The sequence below is a fragment of the Clostridium sp. FS41 genome, assembly GCF_000954015.1.
In the GTDB taxonomy this organism is placed as follows: Bacteria; Bacillota; Clostridia; order Lachnospirales; family Lachnospiraceae; genus Enterocloster; species Enterocloster citroniae.
Genome location: NZ_JYHN01000061.1, coordinates 1 through 17,939, shown reverse-complemented (window position 1 = coordinate 17,939; position 17,939 = coordinate 1). Strand labels below are relative to the sequence as shown.

Annotated in this window: 17 protein-coding genes; all 17 read right to left on the bottom strand. The window is 45.1% G+C overall.

Annotation, left to right across the window (positions count from 1 at the left end):
• Window positions 1-6 precede the first annotated feature (6 nt).
• The 17 genes from CLFS41_RS14630 to CLFS41_RS14550 all read right to left on the bottom strand — a co-directional run bounded on the left by CLFS41_RS14630 (window position 7) and on the right by CLFS41_RS14550 (window position 17,588).
• Window positions 7-978 (bottom strand): aldo/keto reductase, encoded by a 972-nt coding sequence (locus tag CLFS41_RS14630; protein ID WP_200895095.1) that lies wholly within the window; start codon window positions 976-978, stop codon window positions 7-9.
• Window positions 971-2,347, bottom strand: coding sequence for an MmgE/PrpD family protein (locus CLFS41_RS14625; RefSeq protein ID WP_045092696.1), 1,377 nt, complete (start codon window positions 2,345-2,347; stop codon window positions 971-973). The genes CLFS41_RS14630 and CLFS41_RS14625 overlap by 8 nt, the downstream gene beginning before the upstream one ends.
• A gap of 55 nt (window positions 2,348-2,402) precedes the next feature.
• The gene (locus CLFS41_RS14620; protein ID WP_045092695.1) at window positions 2,403-3,575 is read right to left on the bottom strand and encodes a polysaccharide deacetylase family protein; all 1,173 of its coding nucleotides are present in this window, start codon (window positions 3,573-3,575) and stop codon (window positions 2,403-2,405) included.
• A gap of 56 nt (window positions 3,576-3,631) precedes the next feature.
• Complete coding sequence (locus tag CLFS41_RS14615) at window positions 3,632-3,838, bottom strand: hypothetical protein (RefSeq protein WP_045092694.1); 207 nt, start codon at window positions 3,836-3,838, stop codon at window positions 3,632-3,634.
• A 37-nt stretch (window positions 3,839-3,875) separates the two neighbouring features.
• Window positions 3,876-5,105, bottom strand: coding sequence for an ATP-grasp domain-containing protein (locus tag CLFS41_RS14610; RefSeq protein WP_052665750.1), 1,230 nt, complete (start codon window positions 5,103-5,105; stop codon window positions 3,876-3,878).
• Window positions 5,106-5,149: 44 nt separating this feature from the next.
• On the bottom strand, window positions 5,150-6,583 hold the full coding sequence (locus tag CLFS41_RS14605; protein WP_045092693.1) for an oligosaccharide flippase family protein: 1,434 nt from the start codon (window positions 6,581-6,583) through the stop codon (window positions 5,150-5,152).
• A complete protein-coding gene (locus CLFS41_RS14600) occupies window positions 6,580-7,908 on the bottom strand; it encodes a hypothetical protein (RefSeq protein WP_045092692.1) in 1,329 nt (442 codons plus the stop codon). The genes CLFS41_RS14605 and CLFS41_RS14600 overlap by 4 nt, the downstream gene beginning before the upstream one ends.
• A 43-nt stretch (window positions 7,909-7,951) precedes the next feature.
• Entirely contained in the window at window positions 7,952-8,698 is a 747-nt protein-coding gene (locus CLFS41_RS14595) for a sugar transferase (RefSeq protein WP_052665747.1), read from the bottom strand.
• Between the two features lie 30 nt (window positions 8,699-8,728).
• A complete protein-coding gene (locus CLFS41_RS14590; protein ID WP_045092691.1) occupies window positions 8,729-10,036 on the bottom strand; it encodes a DegT/DnrJ/EryC1/StrS family aminotransferase in 1,308 nt (435 codons plus the stop codon).
• The gene (loaP, locus tag CLFS41_RS14585) at window positions 10,026-10,631 is read right to left on the bottom strand and encodes an antiterminator LoaP (RefSeq protein ID WP_330376654.1); all 606 of its coding nucleotides are present in this window, start codon (window positions 10,629-10,631) and stop codon (window positions 10,026-10,028) included. Before loaP ends, CLFS41_RS14590 begins: the two co-directional genes overlap by 11 nt.
• Before the next feature lie 255 nt (window positions 10,632-10,886).
• The gene (locus CLFS41_RS14580) at window positions 10,887-12,830 is read right to left on the bottom strand and encodes a nucleoside-diphosphate sugar epimerase/dehydratase (RefSeq protein WP_045092880.1); all 1,944 of its coding nucleotides are present in this window, start codon (window positions 12,828-12,830) and stop codon (window positions 10,887-10,889) included.
• Window positions 12,831-12,931: 101 nt separating this feature from the next.
• Window positions 12,932-13,561: a hypothetical protein gene (locus tag CLFS41_RS14575; RefSeq protein ID WP_045092689.1), complete on the bottom strand. Its 630-nt coding sequence runs from the start codon at window positions 13,559-13,561 to the stop codon at window positions 12,932-12,934.
• Between the two features lie 90 nt (window positions 13,562-13,651).
• On the bottom strand, window positions 13,652-14,704 hold the full coding sequence (locus tag CLFS41_RS14570) for an LCP family protein (protein WP_045092688.1): 1,053 nt from the start codon (window positions 14,702-14,704) through the stop codon (window positions 13,652-13,654).
• An 81-nt stretch (window positions 14,705-14,785) separates the two neighbouring features.
• Window positions 14,786-15,529 carry a CpsD/CapB family tyrosine-protein kinase gene (locus CLFS41_RS14565; protein WP_007866119.1) on the bottom strand — a complete coding sequence of 248 codons (744 nt, stop codon included), beginning with the start codon at window positions 15,527-15,529 and terminating at the stop codon, window positions 14,786-14,788.
• 3 nt (window positions 15,530-15,532) lie between these two features.
• Complete coding sequence (locus CLFS41_RS14560; RefSeq protein ID WP_045092879.1) at window positions 15,533-16,321, bottom strand: Wzz/FepE/Etk N-terminal domain-containing protein; 789 nt, start codon at window positions 16,319-16,321, stop codon at window positions 15,533-15,535.
• Window positions 16,322-16,348: 27 nt separating this feature from the next.
• Window positions 16,349-17,083: a CpsB/CapC family capsule biosynthesis tyrosine phosphatase gene (locus CLFS41_RS14555; RefSeq protein ID WP_007866127.1), complete on the bottom strand. Its 735-nt coding sequence runs from the start codon at window positions 17,081-17,083 to the stop codon at window positions 16,349-16,351.
• Window positions 17,064-17,588 (bottom strand): hypothetical protein, encoded by a 525-nt coding sequence (locus tag CLFS41_RS14550; RefSeq protein WP_082082612.1) that lies wholly within the window; start codon window positions 17,586-17,588, stop codon window positions 17,064-17,066. The genes CLFS41_RS14555 and CLFS41_RS14550 overlap by 20 nt, the downstream gene beginning before the upstream one ends.
• Window positions 17,589-17,939 lie beyond the last annotated feature (351 nt).

The following is a 17,939-nucleotide window of genomic DNA, read 5'->3' as shown; positions in this document are numbered from 1 at the left end:
CTCCTACTACTCTTTTGCAGTGCCTTTAAAAAATGTGAAGTACTCCGGGCTGTCCGCTTTACACAGTTCCCAGGCTGAAGAAAAAGCATCGGTCACATCTGAGGGCAGCGGACCTGCATTCACAGCTTCCATATTCTGCTTTAAGTGGCTCAGCTTAGACGCTCCCACCAGGATGGCATCCCCCCGGCGTTCATTCAACATGGAGTGATACGCCAGCCAGCGGTATACCGCCTCAATGATGCTGATGCCATTCCGTTCACATGCTGCTTTTATCACATCCGCCGCATCAAAGTAAGACTTTTTCCAATACCGTTTCTGGTAGTTGGGCCGATGTGTAAACCGCCCTTGCTCCGGTGTTTCCTCAAACCTGCCATACCGTCCTGTCAGCAATCCACCTGCCATAGGATTGTAGGCATAGAACCGCATCCCAAAGTAATCCAGGGCTGTATTTAATTCTGTTTCCGCTTTTCTGGTCAGCGGATTATAGATGCCCTCATAGACTGTTGGCAGTACCCAGCCATGTTCCCTGCACTTGTGGTAAACATCTGCCGCCAGCCAGGCGGGAAAGTTGCTGAGTCCAAGTTCTTTATATTTTCCCTGATCATAAAGAACAGCGCAGGCTTCCAGTACGGACTCCACAGGAGTATTCAGATCAGGAAAATGAAGATAAAATGTATCCACGCTGTCAATCCCCAATCTGTCCAGGGACTCGTTCAGCTGTTTAAAGGCAGCTTCTCCGTCCAGTTTTCCGGATATCCTGGGGTTGACCTTGGTAGAGATTTTTATTTTATCCCTACCCATTTTCTTTATCACTTCCCCCAAAAGGGCCTCACACCGGCCTTCGTTGTACACATAAGCGGTATCCAATTCTTCATATCCGGCATGGAGAAACGTCTGGATAAATGCCTCCACGTCCGGATGAAACACGGATTCACCAAATGTCATTGTGCCGAGAACCAGTTTTATTTTCTTATTCATCTGCAGGCTCCTGCCTTTCCGTTATAAACAGTTCCAGTATTTCTCTCACAGACACATTTTCCCGGTAAACAGTATCAAAAATACGGCTGCCGGCTTCCCTGCCGATGCCTGCATAATCCATCAGCCCATGGTACCGTTCCTTAAACTCCTCATCACTCAGCGGATTTTCAGGCTCCCCTTTGGGGAAGTCAACACGTTTTTCAAGTGTCCTGTTATCCGTGGTTTTAAGCTCCACTACCGCAGCCTGAACCGCTGGGAACGCTGCGCTGATTTCCTCATCCGGGACAACCGTTACCCTCTTTGTCAGATCAAGGACAACCTTGTCCTGAACACCTGCTTCACTAAACTCCTGCAGGCCTGCTTTACCGTATAGGAAGCCTGCCGCTGCGCTGTAAGGTATACTCATCTTTGCCGAATAGGATCCCAGGATATCCACATGGTCATGGCCGCTGACAGCCAGTGAATACGTTTTGATATGAATGCTCTCCACATCCCCTGCTGTAAGGCCATACTCATTTCTCAGCTGAATGACGGCTTCAATGGAAGGGTGCGTGTAACGGCAGGAGGCATATGGCTTTGTGTAGGTCTTTTGGATCGCGTATGTACCATTCAAAACCATGGGCTTTAACTCTATATCCTCTTTTCCTGTCATCATCCTGAAATAGCCGCGGTTTCCCCCCAGTGGATCCGGATGTCCCTTAAAACCTGCTTTTGCAAGCTGTATAGAGGTGAGCGCAAGCAATGCAGCCTTTGCCACATTGTAGGGTTTCAGTTCCGAGCCGTCATCCAGGACTTTTAACATCCCCGTGGCGGATACACATGCTGCCGCAAACGCGTTGTACCTCTCTTCTTCCGAAAAGTCCAGCATATAGGATGCTGCTATCGCTGCCCCCAATACACCGCAGGTACCGGTTGCATGATAACCAAGTGCTTTATGTCCGGGCTGGATGGAAACAGCCATTGTATAAGAAGTTTCATAACCAATAACTGCAGCCTTCAGCATATCCTCAATCTTTACATCATACCTCTGGGCCAGTGGAAGAAGCAGTGAAAAAATGGGAGAACCCAGATGTATGATCCCGGAGTTGGTTCCATCGTCAAAATCAAGTGCATGGGCATTTAAACCATTGAGAAATACGGCTTCTTTTAATGCCAAAGTCTCTTTTGTTCCAATTACCGTAAACTCTCCCTGTTCCGGATTAGCAAATGCAATATAGTCTTTAATCTTCTTATTTTGAAATTTTGCCCCTGCAGTTGTAACCGCAACATAATCAAGCAAGGATTGCCTTGCTCTATTTAAGACATTCTCCGGTACCATCTGCCTTTGAATCCTGTCTATTGAATTAATAAACCTGTTTGAAGTATTCACGCACCAATCTCCAATCTCATCAATTTACTTTTTATTCTTAATAGTCAACTGGGGGTCAATGCTGGAAATATGCCTCATAGCCATCTTTTGCCGACACAATTTCAACGCCCTTGCTTCTGGCATATTCAATTGCCTCCTTTAGCATTGGTACATACACCAGATGTCCCACAGTTCTTTCATATTCACTTCCATCGCTGTCAGTAAGTGGTTTTCCTTCCTGATCATACAATGGAATCACCTCATTATTTTCGTCATATACAGGCTGCCCATCTGTGTCCACTTCCACCAACTGACACCATTTTGTATTTGAAGTGTGAAACATCATAATTTCCCAACCACCGCAAACTGATACTGTGTCTATATATCTTTTAATATCTTCTAAATCATAATCTTCCCTGGACTTATCACCATCACCGGATGCAAAATCAATCCTATAGCGTTTTAGTCTATATGGATCCGAATCCTTTGAGTTGATCGTATTTCCTCCAATAATGATTCCAGCTTTAAATACAGATCTTGCTGCATTTAACATGCGTATCTCATATCCTGTACTGGATGAATAAACAAGAATATCTCCGGTTTCAATTCCCTCATCTAACAACTTATCTCTAGCTGTAGTCAACCTTTCCCTAATCTCTAGATCTGATAGCAATAACAGATCATTGGGGGTTGGATGGGAATAGGTATGGCACAACACCTCTGCCCCCATAGCATGACAGGTTTTAATATCCTCCCAAGTCATCCATTTGCTACTGCTGCCAATTCGAGTAGTCGTTACCGCAGTTGAAATACTTACCCCCATCTCATTACAGAGAGGAAGAATATCTTTTAGATAGAGGATTCCCCCGTCAGCATCAATAATTGTTAGCATTGGATTTCCGTAATCGGGTAATGTAAAACTGATTTTAGGATTTAGAACCGTATCAATATGTTCCTCACCACTCGAAACCTGTAGTCTAACATCAATCCCGGAAAAAGAGCTCAAATCCGGTATCTTATAAACCGCACTCTCCTGTATTGCCAATAACCTGAATCCATCTGGATATTCTTCATTAAAAGCCCTGAAAACCAACTCCACTGGTGAATCTGAATTAAGTTCTACATATACAATTTCTCCTGTTGCCATCCACTCCGGGATACTGTTCTTTCCACCTGAAAGGGATACAAAACTGGCTTTTTCAGGTATTCCATAAATATGCCAACTACCATTCTCCCCTTCATAAAACATTCCATTCGACTCTTTTACTCCTTTTTGCAGCAAAGTCGGTTGTTTCGATACATCCGCTATCTCTTGATCAGAATGCCCCCCCCCCCACCTACAGCCGTCAGTGTTTCGTTCGCGTCTTGGGCATCTTTTTCCTGCATAACAGCACTTGTAGCATCAACACTTTGAACTGCATGTTTCTCAGATATATTTCCTTTGTGTGCACATCCGACCAAAATCATATTTAAACTCGCAAGGCACAATACTAATACAACCAGTTTTTTCATCCTCTTACTCCTTTGTAAATACAGCATTAATATTAGTTTATACTGTAAGCTCAGGCAACAGATCATGCCTCATAATATCATTCCCATCCGTATCTAATACTTTTACAGAATCTACAAACGTTCTGTGTTTTTGGTTGAATTCTTCTATGGTATCTGCTTGTATCGTAACTCCTGCTACACGGTCACTACTGCTTGTAATACCATTAAACCTCATCCCCCTCGGTCTCAAGCAATGAAAATCAGATATGTTTCCCTCTTTCAGTTGTTCCTCAAACCCTTCCATGTGATCAAAAACGCCAGGCCTGCAATATATGAAGTCATTAACAATATATTTATTCTCAGGTGTGCAAACCTCAATAACCGGCTTAATTCCCATAGTTAGATCAACCACTGCTTTTATGACATCAACCCCACAAGAATGTCTGATAAGCAGGTATTTCATTCCCCCTCCAGTACGTGCACAAAATTCTAGAACAGACACTTGCTCTCCGTCTGTAATCATCTGTACCAGCATAGGTGCATTTTCAATCTCAAAAGCATCTGCAATCTGTTGAGAAACTTTCCTGATTTCAGCAAACAGTTTAGGAGAAGCATGCACTGGAAACCTGCCGCGGAAGATGACAAAACGATCATCATCCCTTATTTTTTCGCTGTTGGAAACGCACAGAATATGCACCGTTCCATCCACCACAAAAATATCTGCACTAATCTCTTCCCCGGCAAAGAATTCTTCTACCAATGCAGTTTTAGTACGACTGATCTGCACTGCATCATCAAAAGCGCATTTCAATTCTTCCATATTCCGCACTTTTCTCACCCCTTTAGAGCTATAAGCATCCACAGGTTTAACAATAAGAGGATATTGCAAATTCCTGATTCGGGACAGATCCAGTTCATTCATTACAACATACTGTGATGTGGGTACCCTATTCTCAACAAAAACCTTTTTCATCAGTTCCTTATCAGATACCATCTTTGCAGTCTTATAATCAAGATAGCAAGGAAGCCCCAGCATTTCCGATACCTGGGCTACAACTAAAAGCACCTGGTCCGCACAGCAGGTGATCAGAAAATCAACGCCTTCCTGAACAGCAATATTTCTCACCGCTTCTATATCAAAAATATTGACTTGGCAAAACTGATCCGCATAAGGGCGTGCAAGGGCGTTTTCGCTTCCATCTCCAAGTACTGTTGCAATATTGCGTTTTTTTAATTCCTTAATTAATGTTATTTGAGGCAAGCCCCCTGCCAACACAAAGGCTTTCATATAAACATTTCCTCCCAGTTTTCTCATTTTAAGTAGCAGTGCCACTACACTTTCCTATATCTTTTAACAAATCCTAGTATTTCTTGGCGTTTCGTTACAGCTGCAATTCCTGAACATAGAATGAGTACCATGATAAATCCCCAACGAATCACTGTGAACCGATAAAATATCAGCGAAACCGGAATTAATATTACAGATACCAGAAGTTCTGCAGCCAAATCTTTTGCAGGAAGTATCTTACTGATATCCATCTTGATGGTTATGATATAATGCATCATAATTAATAAGATCTGGCAGAAAACTGTCACATAACATGCGGCACGGTATCCCCACATCAACACCCCCACTATATCCAAACCAATATTAATAACTGCTACAATAGAAGTTAGAATTGCTGCATAATGTGTTTTCTTATAAAATGTTTCAAGATTTACAAATTGTGATGTCAAAGCCGTAAACACTCCACACAGCATATTTGCGGGAAGAACATATACGGATTCCGCATAACTTTTACCCCCCAATATCCTTACAATCTCAGGGCCAATCATTAATACACCGAACGTACAGAACAGAATAAAACACATATAGACCCGAAATGCCTTTCTGATAGCAAAATAGTCCTGATTGTCCTGTTTATCATAAAACCATGGCGCCCAGGCATTATTGAGGGACTGAACAAAAATCAGCATGATATGTGCGCATGTTGTCGCAAGCACAAGCCATGCAACCTCGTCCGATGAACACAAATGCTGCACAATCACCCGGTCTGAATTTAAAAGGATCTGACTTCCAAGAAAACTAAATACTAAAGGGAGTCCCATGGCCAATGCATATTTCCAGGATTTCAGACGTATGACTGCACTTTTTTTTATAAAAAAAACATAGAATATAACACCGGCAATAATATATGGAACATACTGTCCAATAATCCTGCCAAGCAGCCGGTCATCCTCCAGCCAATACACCAGAGCCACTGCTATCAGAGAAGATCCCACTACTAATGCAAAGGATATGGCGGAGCTAAGCTTATATTTGTATTCAACTCTCTGTTTTGCCTGAAACATTAAGAAAACAGGTTGTGCAAACAGATAGGCAAACATAATAAGGATATACTTCCGGTCTAGGAGAAGAAGCCTGTGAAAGAATTCCGGAAAAATTAAGTATAACGCCAGCGCAACAGCTGTTATCATACTACTCAGGACCAGACAGGATGTAATGTAGCTGTCCAGTTCCCCTTCCTCTTTGTAATCAAATCTTGCCCTATTCAATGTCGCGTATATTTCCAGACCACAGATAATCAGAAAGGTGGATTGCCAGCTTGCAAATACAGAAAAATTCCCATATTGCTTTGTTGTCATCAGTCTGGTAAAAATAGGTGTGGTAATAAAGACTAGACCCCGCGTCAAAAAATTTGATACCACATACCAAAAACTTGACTTTAATAATATTTTTGTATTCACTGACTCAGTTGTTTTCATATGTGCCATCCTTCATTCCATGGACTCCCGGTCTTTATGGACCTTTTCAGAAATTTCTTATCATACGCATAGTGTCCATCCATTAGTACAATAATGTAGTACATCATATAAAAGGTTCCATGTGTATGAGCCGTAAAAAAGGAAATAACTACAATGATACAAGTCAACCAAAAGTATGCTCCTTTTAGCTTAAATAATCCCTGGACATAAAATGCATACGAAAGAAAGATCCCAATAAGCCCATACTTATACAACGTTGCATAAAATCCTGACAAATTGAATTCTATCTCACTGACATTATCTGTCACTCCAAATATGAATGACTTACCTGACAAGCCTCCGACCAGCATCCTTGCCAGCCTGACCCTTCCGTTGATCGCCGTTGATTGATTGCCTGATCCGGAATTAAAAATCCGTATTACAATATTCCGAAAAATATCCACCTCAAAATACATTACAGTCAACACAGTAAGAAATACTATTAAAATCCCCACATTCTTAGGCGAAATCAAATTCCGGATCCTTGCTATATTCTCATCACTTTTCCCGTTTTTATATAAAGCAAAATACACCCCCCATAATCCTATTGCCACACCAAGTCCCATACCTGATGTGGAAAGGACCATGCCCGCCGTAATAATAAACGCCATCTTCATCCTCCATGGCTTCATATTAGGAGATAATAAAAGCAAGCACAGGACAGGGAAGCAGTAGATAAATAGATGAGAGGGCTCCAAAAAGAAGGCACTTGGTCTATAAAAACCATTACTTCTGCCTGTTATATTAATTAAGCCGGTTTTAGCCCCAAGTATCCATATACTGCTTTCCGGAAGCAGGAGAGATGTGGGGACAAATTGGAGATGAAAATGCAATAGATAATATAGTATGTATTGTATGATCAAACAAACGCCTGCAATGCAGCTTATATGTGTTGCAGATTTTACAAAATACCGAACATTAACACAGCCACTTGCAATTGCAAAAAAGAAAACCATCATAAACGCACCATACAACAGTTTGCTAAAGCTTATATCGTGAGAAAATGTCTTATAAAGCTGGAACAACATCAAAGGACTAATCGCCAACAGACACCTTGAATCAAATTTCCCATTTACCATTTTCTTCAGCAGCTTTAGCAATATATATGGCGATATTACAAGAAGAGCAGAAAAACCAGCATTCTTGTAAAAGCCCTTATAATGCTGCAAAATACAGCTGATTGCAAGAATAAATGCACAAAACCGATCAACCAGCGAGTTATTGTCAATACCATAAGTGATGAATCCATATTTATATATTTTAAAATACCTATTTTTTATATACATACATTAAAATCTCCTGCCAACCTATGCCCCAATGATGTCTTCCTCATTGCCCTTTTTCCGTTACTTCAGCTTCCTCCTTTATAATTTCATGCCTCGGTCGTGTTTCATTAAGATTTGTTCCATTAAACCTAATCCTATCGGAGTTCGTTCTCATTTCACTTTTAGAAAGCATAATCTTAATTGTTTTTAATACCATTTTGACATCAAGGAGGAAGCTGACATGTTCAACATAATATATATCGCTCTCAAACTGTACATTCCACGTCCAGGACGCCGCAGTCAATTTGTCATCTCCACCAATCTTCCAGCACCCAAGTCCAGGGCGAACACTATGACGATACTTGTGACGCTCATTATAAAGTGGTAAATATTCAATCATCAATGGACGTGGGCCTATGATTGACATAGTCCCATTAAACACATTAAAAAGGCTTGCTAATTCATCTAGAGAATATCTTCTCAATATACGGCCAAATGGCGTAATACGTTTACTTGGATGAAGAAGTTTTCCATTCTTATCACACTCATTAGACATGGAGCGAAACTTATATACACCGAAAATTTTTCCATCTTTTCCTGGCCTCTTATCAATATAAAAAATAGGCTTTCCATGATACACCAGTTCTAGAATAGAAATAACCACTAACAATGGACTCAATACAATGATTGCAATCCCGCTCAGCAGAATGTCAAGCAACCTTTTTATATATTTTGAATAAATTGTATTACGTGGTTTTGGGATATCTGTTCTTATTTCCATTTGCTCGGCAACATCTTTGTTCATCCCCATTAATCCTTCCTATCTTTCAACTTTTTATTGTTACTCAAAACACCTATGTATAATATCTATCACAACATCCTGTTCCTCTGCCGTCATCTTGTTGTCACTGGGAAGGCACAGTCCTCTCTCAAAAATATCAGCGCCCACATCCACCACATCCTCCTCTTTGATATAGGCGTTACTTCCAGCCCTCCCCGATCCAAACCTGGTAACAAATCCATGCATTCGGTAGACAGGCTGCATATGCATCGGTTTCCAGATCGGACGGCCCTCTGCGTTAAAAGCGGCAAGGGCCTCCAAAATCTCTGCAGGGCAGGACCTTCCCGGCTCGCTGATATAAAGCGAGTCCTTTTCACCGCGGACCTGCGGACACATTGCTTCCTTTTTAATGGTCAGACAGCTCAGCCAGTAGTTCGGCACACTGTTCTCAGCGTCAAAGGGATTCATCTCCACAGGGAGGTCGATTAAGCCTTCTTTGTACCTCTTATAAATTGCTTTCTTCTGCCTGATATGTTCTTCCAAATAAGGAAGCTGTCCGCGAACAATACCTGCTATGATATTGCTCATGCGATAGTTGAACCCCAGCTCCTCATGTTGATACCACGCCGCATCCTCCCGGCTCTGTGTGGACCATTTTCTTGCCTTGTTTGCATCCTCCAGGCTATCGGTCAAAAGCATTCCCCCGGAACTGCCGGTCACAATTTTGTTGCCATTATAGGAAATTACTGACTCTGTACCGAACATACCGGTCTGGACGCCCTTATATGTGGCACCAAAGGACTCGGCCGCGTCTTCCACAATCAGCGCTCTATGCTTCTCACAGATAGCCTTGATCTCATCAACCTTCCCAGGAGTTCCATACAGATGGGCTGTTACAACCAGCTTCACATCCGGGTAAATCTCAAACGCCTTTTCCAGGGCAACCGGGTCCATGTTCCAAGTATCATACTCCGTATCTATAAAAACAGCCTCTCCTCCCTCATATGCTACGGGATTTACCGTTGCGCCAAAGGTCATATCAGAACAGAATACTTTGTGTCCTTCCAGGGAACCTTTGCCTATCTTTGACTGTCCGTAGATTCGCTCAGCACAGAGTCTAACAGCAAGGTGGAGTGCTGCCGTGCCGGCTGACAGTGCAACAGCATATCCACGCCCGACCTTTGCAGCAGCAGCAGACTCGACTTCATTTATATTTGCTCCAACCGTACTCACCCAGTTTGTTGTGATTGCCTCGTCTACCCATCTCTGCTCATCACCGTGCATAGTAGGGGAAGAAAGCCAAACCTTACTCTCAAACGGCTTGATCCCTTGAAATCTTGGGTCAGATAAGAATTTATTAGTTACCATGTTTATATTCTCCCTTGGATTGTTTTCTAACGATCTCCAGTCCTATTTTTACGTCAATTTTTCTTCCGAACATGTCCATCTGCACAACAGCAAACCGTTTGTGTCGGTCAATAAATGTGATCTTTCCTTCCATTTTCTTAATGGGGCCGGAGGTAATAATCACCTGATCTCCCACAATGTATCCCCGGGACATTTCAAACAGATGATCGCGGCCGCCTGTATCTGTCAGCATTTTCCTTTCTTCCTCCCTTAAAGGTATAAACCCCGCACCATCTCCAAGGATCTTTGTAAATTCCGGTATTTTTTTCAACTCCTGAAACAATTCATCCACCCGCTCTGTAATGAGGAATACATAACCTGGGAATAAAACAGACCGCTCCTTATGCCATTCACCCTGATAGCGTTTCATCCGTTCACAGTACGGGATAAAACATTCTGTCAGCACTGTCCTGTCCACAATCTTTTTGATCAAATGCAGAACAGACTCTTCCCTTCCGGTCCTCACCTGCACTGCATACCAGTTTTCCATTCCCATATCCTCCAGCTTTTCAGGGACTTTATCCGTTCTCAGTTCCTCAATCCTAATTGATTTCACGGTTTGTTGTTCCACTCAAAAGGGCATGCTCCGCCATCCCATGGACAAGACCTGCCGCCTTACGTTTCTCCAAAGGATCCGGCAATCTTTCCATAGAAAAAGGCTTACCCTAAGTGGACAAGGGGACACACGGCTTTGCGCCACAGATTTGCGCTTCTGCGGCATGTGTCCCCTTGTCCACTGAGAGTAACAATATAACAGGTATGACCTCAGAATGCGGCAAAGCGACAATTCTGCTTTCATACCCTTTTCATCCTACTTTAATCCCAATTGATACATTGCAACCTTCTTATGCCCGGTCAACCGGTCTGCGTTCAAAGCCACAACACCGGATTCCCGACCCGCTGCAGCCTCTGCGGCAGCAAGATCTGAGTCCATACCCTTGTAATGGTATTCCGGCACCAGTTCATGTACCAGCTGGCGTACGTTTCCTGTCTCGCTTTTGGCAGCCTCCCCCAAACGGTGAAGCGCCCGCTCAAACCTGTCATAATCCATTTCTATGGGCTTTCCTATGAAAATGCGCTCATTCTCCGTCTTCTGGAGACCTTCTTCATCCATGAGCAGCTCCTCATACAGTTTTTCCCCGGGTCTGAGTCCGGTAAAGCAGATATCAATGTCCTTGTACGGCTCATAGCCGGACAAACGGATCAGGTTCTCGGCCATGTCCAGAATCCGGACCGGATTTCCCATGTTCAGGACAAATATTTCCCCGCCCTTTGCATAGGCTCCTGCCTGTATCACCAGGCTGACCGCCTCCGGTATGGTCATAAAGTACCGTATGATATCCTTATGTGTCACAGTTACCGGTCCGCCGCTTTCAATCTGTCTTTTAAACAGCGGGATGACACTTCCGTTGCTTCCCAGAACATTTCCAAAGCGGACCGCAACAAACTCCGTACTGCTTTTCTGGTTGCTCATCTGCACAACCATTTCACAGAGCCGTTTGCTTGCGCCCATAATATTGGTGGGATTGACTGCCTTATCCGTGGAAATGAGAATGAAGCGTTTTACCCCATATTTGATGGCTGCCCTGGCTGTCTTATAGGTTCCCATCACATTATTTTTAATGGCCTCACAGGGACTGTCCTCCATCAGAGGCACATGCTTATGGGCCGCTGCATGATATACAATGTCTGGCCTGTATGTACGGAACAGATATTCCAGACGGTTTGTATTGCGCACGGAACCGATCAGCACCACCAGATCCATCTGCGGGTACTTACGTCTCAGTTCCTGCTGGATCTCATAGGCATTATTTTCATATATATCAAATATAATGAGCTGTTTTACCTTGTGTCCCGCCAGCTGCCTGCACAGCTCGCTGCCAATGGAACCACCGCCCCCGGTGACCAGGACTACCTTATCCTTTACATAGCCCATGATCTCATCCAGATTGGTACGGACCGGCTCCCTGCCTAAAAGGTCCTCGATCTCTACCTTCCGGAGCCTGGAAATATTCACCTCGCCGTTCATCAGCTGATATACGCCGGGAAGTGTCTTAACCTGGCATCCTGTCTTTTGACATATTCCAAGAATATTTCGTATCTGCTCAGGCGCGGCGGCCGGGATGGCAACGTATATCTTATCTATTTCCTTTTCTTTTACAAGCTTTGCGATGTCTTGCCTGGTCCCCATTATGGGAACACCATCGATCATCCGGCCCTGCTTGTCCCTGTCGTCATCCACAATGCACACAGGCAGGCCGTGGATCTTCTCACTGCCCTTCATCTCCCGGACAATAAGGGTCCCTGCCTTTCCTCCGCCAATGATCATGACACGGGGAGGCTCTTCCTTGTCCATCGCCCGGTTCAGCCTGTTTACGATTCTCTGCATCACCTGAAAACTGCTGCGCCCCCACATGGACGCTGCCGTCATAAGCACAAACCACAGCACATAATAGCTTCTGGGCATCCGTGCATCAAACAGCAGTATCCCAACCGGCTGCACCAGTGCAGCCGACAGGCAGGACAGGCCTACCAGTACCATTTCCCGTATACCGGCTGTTCCCCACATGATGGCGTACAGGTGTCCCCCGTAAAATACGAGGGACACCACTGCCATCTGCAGAAAACCGTACTTCCACAGTTCCCTGGCATACTGGATCGGGACGGCCGACAGGTTCAGGTCAAATCTAAGCCCCAGAGCCAGGCATGCACAAATCCAGACCATTGCCATGTCATAGGCCCAGAGGACCCCCATTCTTACCCGTTTGCTATGGGGCAGACATTTTTCTAAAACAAGTTTGTTTTTACATGCCACTTTCATACCCACCTTTTTTCCAGCCGCTCAGAGCATTGGCATTAACGTTTGTAAATAACTGAAACCGTACCTGAGTTTGGAATGTTAAAATAGAGCATCTTGGACGCTGTATCGATCCTGGTTGGCTGTATTACAGTCCAGGTTCCGGTTAAGTTATTGTAGAAAAGCACCTGTACATTTCCCAGTCCGTCAACCAGGTTGGGGATATACATAGGAACTTCCACTGCCCCTGCCTTCTCAGCATTGGTTGAGGCATCCTTTGTAACGATTGCCTGGGTTCCAACCAGTGCACTGTACCCGGTCAGGTCCACACCTGGAACAGCTTCATTCAGCGGACGCCCGCTGTTGATGCCGTTGATGGCGTTAACCACGCTCTCCGGAAGTCCGGCAACAGCGCTGCCAGTGTCCTTTACAAGTTCCAGAGCCGTATCGCCTACCACGGCCTGCCCCCTACTGTTGGTCTGTACTCCTCCGCCAAACTGTACCTTGTTGGTGGTAGTCCCGGTTTTTGCAGTTGTGTTGGTGCGGGTTCCCGCGTCATAACTGCTTCCATCGCTGCCTCCATCGCTGATCACCGGGCCTGTTCCCGGGCTGTTAGCCGCAAACGTGCATACTGACTGTGATGCAGCCAGTGCAGCAACCAATGCGATTGTTGTGATTCTTTTTCTCATAGTTCTCACTCTTCCTTTCCATTGCATAATTTTGTATCTTTCTATCAATAAGTAGTTGTTGCTATACTTATTTTCCCTTTTTGTACCCGTCTATTCCTCCGGTCTGTAAAACAGTTCCAGGATCAATGGACGGATCTGATCCTTGTCAGGATAGTACTCATCATAGATTGACGTTTCCACAGCGTTACCCGGAAGTGTCAGCATATCGCCTATCCCCACATCCTGCCCCTTTTCAATAAATGCCAGGGCCATATCCAAATATCTGTCCTTTGTCATGTCTGTTATCATGTAAGGTTCTATTTCTTTCAGGATCCATGGCACAAAGCCATCATCCCGGCCGGCCTTTTTCCTGGCCGCCTTTAAAAAACCCTCTATATAGGATTTCTGCCGCTCCGTTCGGCCGATTGCGCTTTGAGCCTGTTTTGTATCCCTGTAACGGATATAGGCTTCAGCCTGTTTTCCCCGGAGCGTAAGATCCTTTCCATAAATAAAGTCAGGATCCGCCTTTTCCAGTTCCCTGTCCTTTATGGTTACGGCAACGCCGCCCACCCCGTCATTCACAACCGGTATGACCGACATGCTGAAAGCCATATATCCATCTATGGAAAGCCCGTCAAGCAGCCTGCTCACCGCATCCGCCATGTACTGGCAGCTCTTTTCCCTTCCATCTCCATAGGCATACGCCAGGGCCAGATGCTGTATCCCCTGTCCCAGTTCATTGCCGCTTAGGTCTGTCAGAGTGATCTCCGTCATGGTGTCCCTGGGGATCATCATGATTTTTACCCTGTCCCTTGCAGTGTCCTGGGCTATGAGAAAGATTCCGTCCGCCTGTCCCCCCTGTCCCGCTACCCTGGATTCCCCCAGGCTTCCGGTCCTGTCTATTCCCATACACAGGATGGCCTTTACATAAGTATTGCGCCGGTAGGTCTTTCCCTCATACTCGATCCTGTCCCCCATGCCCTTTGCAGTGGATCCGATCTGGTCCTGGCGCCACTGCGCCGCCTGCTCTGCCGACGCCTTCCTGTCCAGATATAACTGGCAGGTATGGTAAACAAAGAAAGCGAGGAGGACCACGCCGGCTGCTGTAAATACCTGCTTCCACCAGCTGCGGGTCTGATTCCGTTTTATTCTGATCCGTTTCATTCCATATCCTCATTCCGAATCCTGCCCGGCTTCATCTGGTCCGGCTTCATCTGGTCCGGCCTCATTTCACCTGGCCTCATTTCACCTGGCCTCATCCAGGATCTGGTATTTCTCGCCCCCTCCGCCGTAAGTTTTTCCATAGTATCTTCCATAATATTTTCCATAATATTTTTTATAGTATCCATTATCGTAATCCGTCCCCACCCGGTTCAGCACAGCCCCCAGGATACGGCACCCGCTTTTTTCCAGCTGGCTTTTTACTTTCTGCACCAGATGGTAGCTGATGGTCCCGCTGTTAATAACGATCACGGCCCCATCACACAGGCTGGCTATAATGGCTCCGTCTATAAGGTTTGCCATGGGCGGCGTATCTATGATAATGTAGTCATACTTTAACCTGGCACGGTCCAGCAGTTCCTTAAACAGGGGATCCTCTAAGAGTTCCGATGGGTTGGGCGAATAGGGGCCTGCAAGGATAATATCCAGATTCTCCACATCTGTCCCATAACAGATCTCCTCCGCTGTTTTCTGTCCGCTTAAATACTGGGACAGCCCGCAGGGGTTTCCCTGGATCTCATGCCTTTTTACGATCACAGACTTGCGGATGTCCCCATCGATCAGCAGTACCTTTTTGCCTATACTCCCAAAGGAGGCTGCAACTGCAAAGGTCGTATCACTCTTTCCTTCACTGGGCAATGAACTTGTAAACATAATGGTCTTCAGGTTATTTCCGCAGAACTGGATATTGGTGCGGAGCGTCTTGACCGCTTCCTCGTAATGGTAATCTTTCCTGCCTGTATTTTTAAGGCTTAATGTCTGTCCCATTCCTTAATCCTCCCTGCCTTTTTTCTTATATCCTGGTTTCTGTTTCTTCCGGCTCTCTTTTCTGCCCCGGAACTTTATAGGCTGCTCTTTTTCCGCCTCACCGTTATCAGGTATGGCGGCCAGGACACTGATTCCCAGATACTTAGACACATCATCCTCAGACCGTATGGTGTCATTCATAATGACCTGAAGGGTTATGATTGCGCAGGATATCACGGCAAGCGCCATGCCTCCCAGCGCAGCGTTCCTTGTCACATTGGGGGAAGCCGGCTTGTCCGGGACTACACCGCCTTCTATGATCTTGGGCGGTATCATTTCCATAATATCGCCTATGTAATCAGATGAGGCCCTGGCCACCTCGTCCACGATTGCCCTGGCCCTTACAGGGTCTTCATCCGATACCGTCATATTGAGGATACGGGTATCCGTGGGGTTGGTGATCGTAATCTTTTCTTTCAGCTGGTCATAGGTCAGATCCAGGCCCTGCTTTTCGATCACCTGTTCCAGTACCGGCCTGCTGGTTATCATGACACTGTAATCCTTTGTCAGCTGGCTGCCGATCTGCAGATCTGCCAGCGAAGTCAATGTTGTCTCCTTAGACAGAACGTACACCATAGATGTTGATGTATAGACCGGGTTTAATATCATCACGCTGTAAAGGCCCGCCGCCATACATCCCGCAATTGCGGCCAGTATGATGATCCATGCCTTTTTCTTGAACACATACAGCAGTTCCATTACATCAATCTCTATTTCATTTTCATCTCTGTCTTCGTATAGTTTGTTTTCCATCACTGTTACCTTTTCCACACTTTTTTCTTACAGCAGCATCCGGTCTGCCAGTATAAATTCGGGATTTTCCCGCAGGATCCGGATTGCTTTCTCCTCGCCCGCATTCCGTTTCAGCCACAATATCCCTTCCTGCATTCCAGGGGGACGGACCGCTATATTGTGCATGTCTGTTGCCAGGAAATGAATATACCCTTTTTTCAGATTCCGTCTGCACCACCGGAGTCTTTTGTCCATCCACACACCGGTAAGGCTTTTAAAATTCACCTGCAGATATGCACCATAATCGATCAGTTCTTTCAACAACTCATCCCGGGCAAGGCACGGATAACGTTCCACGTGCGCGATTACCGGAAAATAGGATGCCTGCACTAATTGACGGACTGCCCTGCTTATCCTGCCAAAGCTGTCCCCGGGTGCAAACTCCACCAGCACATACCTGCTCCCTGCCAGTGTCAGGGCCTTTCCCTCGCCCAGGTATTCCAGGATACTCTCAAAATACATGATCTCCTGCCCCAGGCTTACATGGTAATCACTGGAAATGCTGCCGGCTTCCCTCTCCAGGCGCCTGCACAGTTCTTTTAAACGGCCAACTTCCTGTCTGCGCGAAAAATGAGGGGTAGCTATCAGATGGCGTGTCCCCTGCTCATATGCCATCTTCAGCAGGGTTATGGTTTCCTCCCAGTCCCCAGCCCCGTCATCAACCCCCGGCAGTATATGGGTATGTATGTCCACCCATCCCTTATCAGAATTCATCTCCCTCATTCACTACCTCTTCCATCCACCCGTGGATCCCACGGATCACATCCATACCGCTTCTGAAATTCATCTGCCCTTTGGAATTCTTCAGGGTTCCCTGAATGCTTGCGTTCCGTCTGGAATACACCCTGATGGAGAAAATGTTCTTGGCGGAACATATGTTGTTAGGGTTAAACCTTACATGCTGGAGAGGTACAGGACTGTTCCTTTTTTCAGTCCCCTTTGCCCGTTTCCGCGCAGGCGGATTCTTGCTTAGATATCGGTATTCATTGCATTTGCGCGGAACACCGGCCATGTCCATAACGTTCTCAAGCTGAATCAGCATATTATCAAGCCCAAAAAAGTAAAAAGGTTCTTCGTAATAAAATGTCTGTAAATAATCTTTTGCGATTCCGTTATAATAATTTTCAATCACGATAAACATGGTGGCGGTATATTCCGGATACTGTCCTCCATCTCTCAGGATATCGTCCTCCGCAATAATCAAACCATCCTGTACTCCAGTGTCCATATGACCATCCTTTCCATGTGTAATATCATCCAACATATGAAAGCCACTGTTTAACATGTCCCCTTATTTTTATCCACCACGGAATAATCATTCTGCGGTATTTTGATGACAATGTTTAAATGAAAATCAAATAAAAATGGGTATTGTGACTTTTGAGTGGAACTTCAAAAGAAAAAATACCCATGACGAAAAGGCCGGTTCATGATTTTATCCTTCCCGGCCTCATTGTATTGGAGAAAAAACAGCTTTATGTATATTGACTCCCCCCACATTTTGTTATAAAATACATACAATGCAGGTTCTCATTATTTGATATGCAGACTCATCACCACAGAATGATTATTCTGTGGT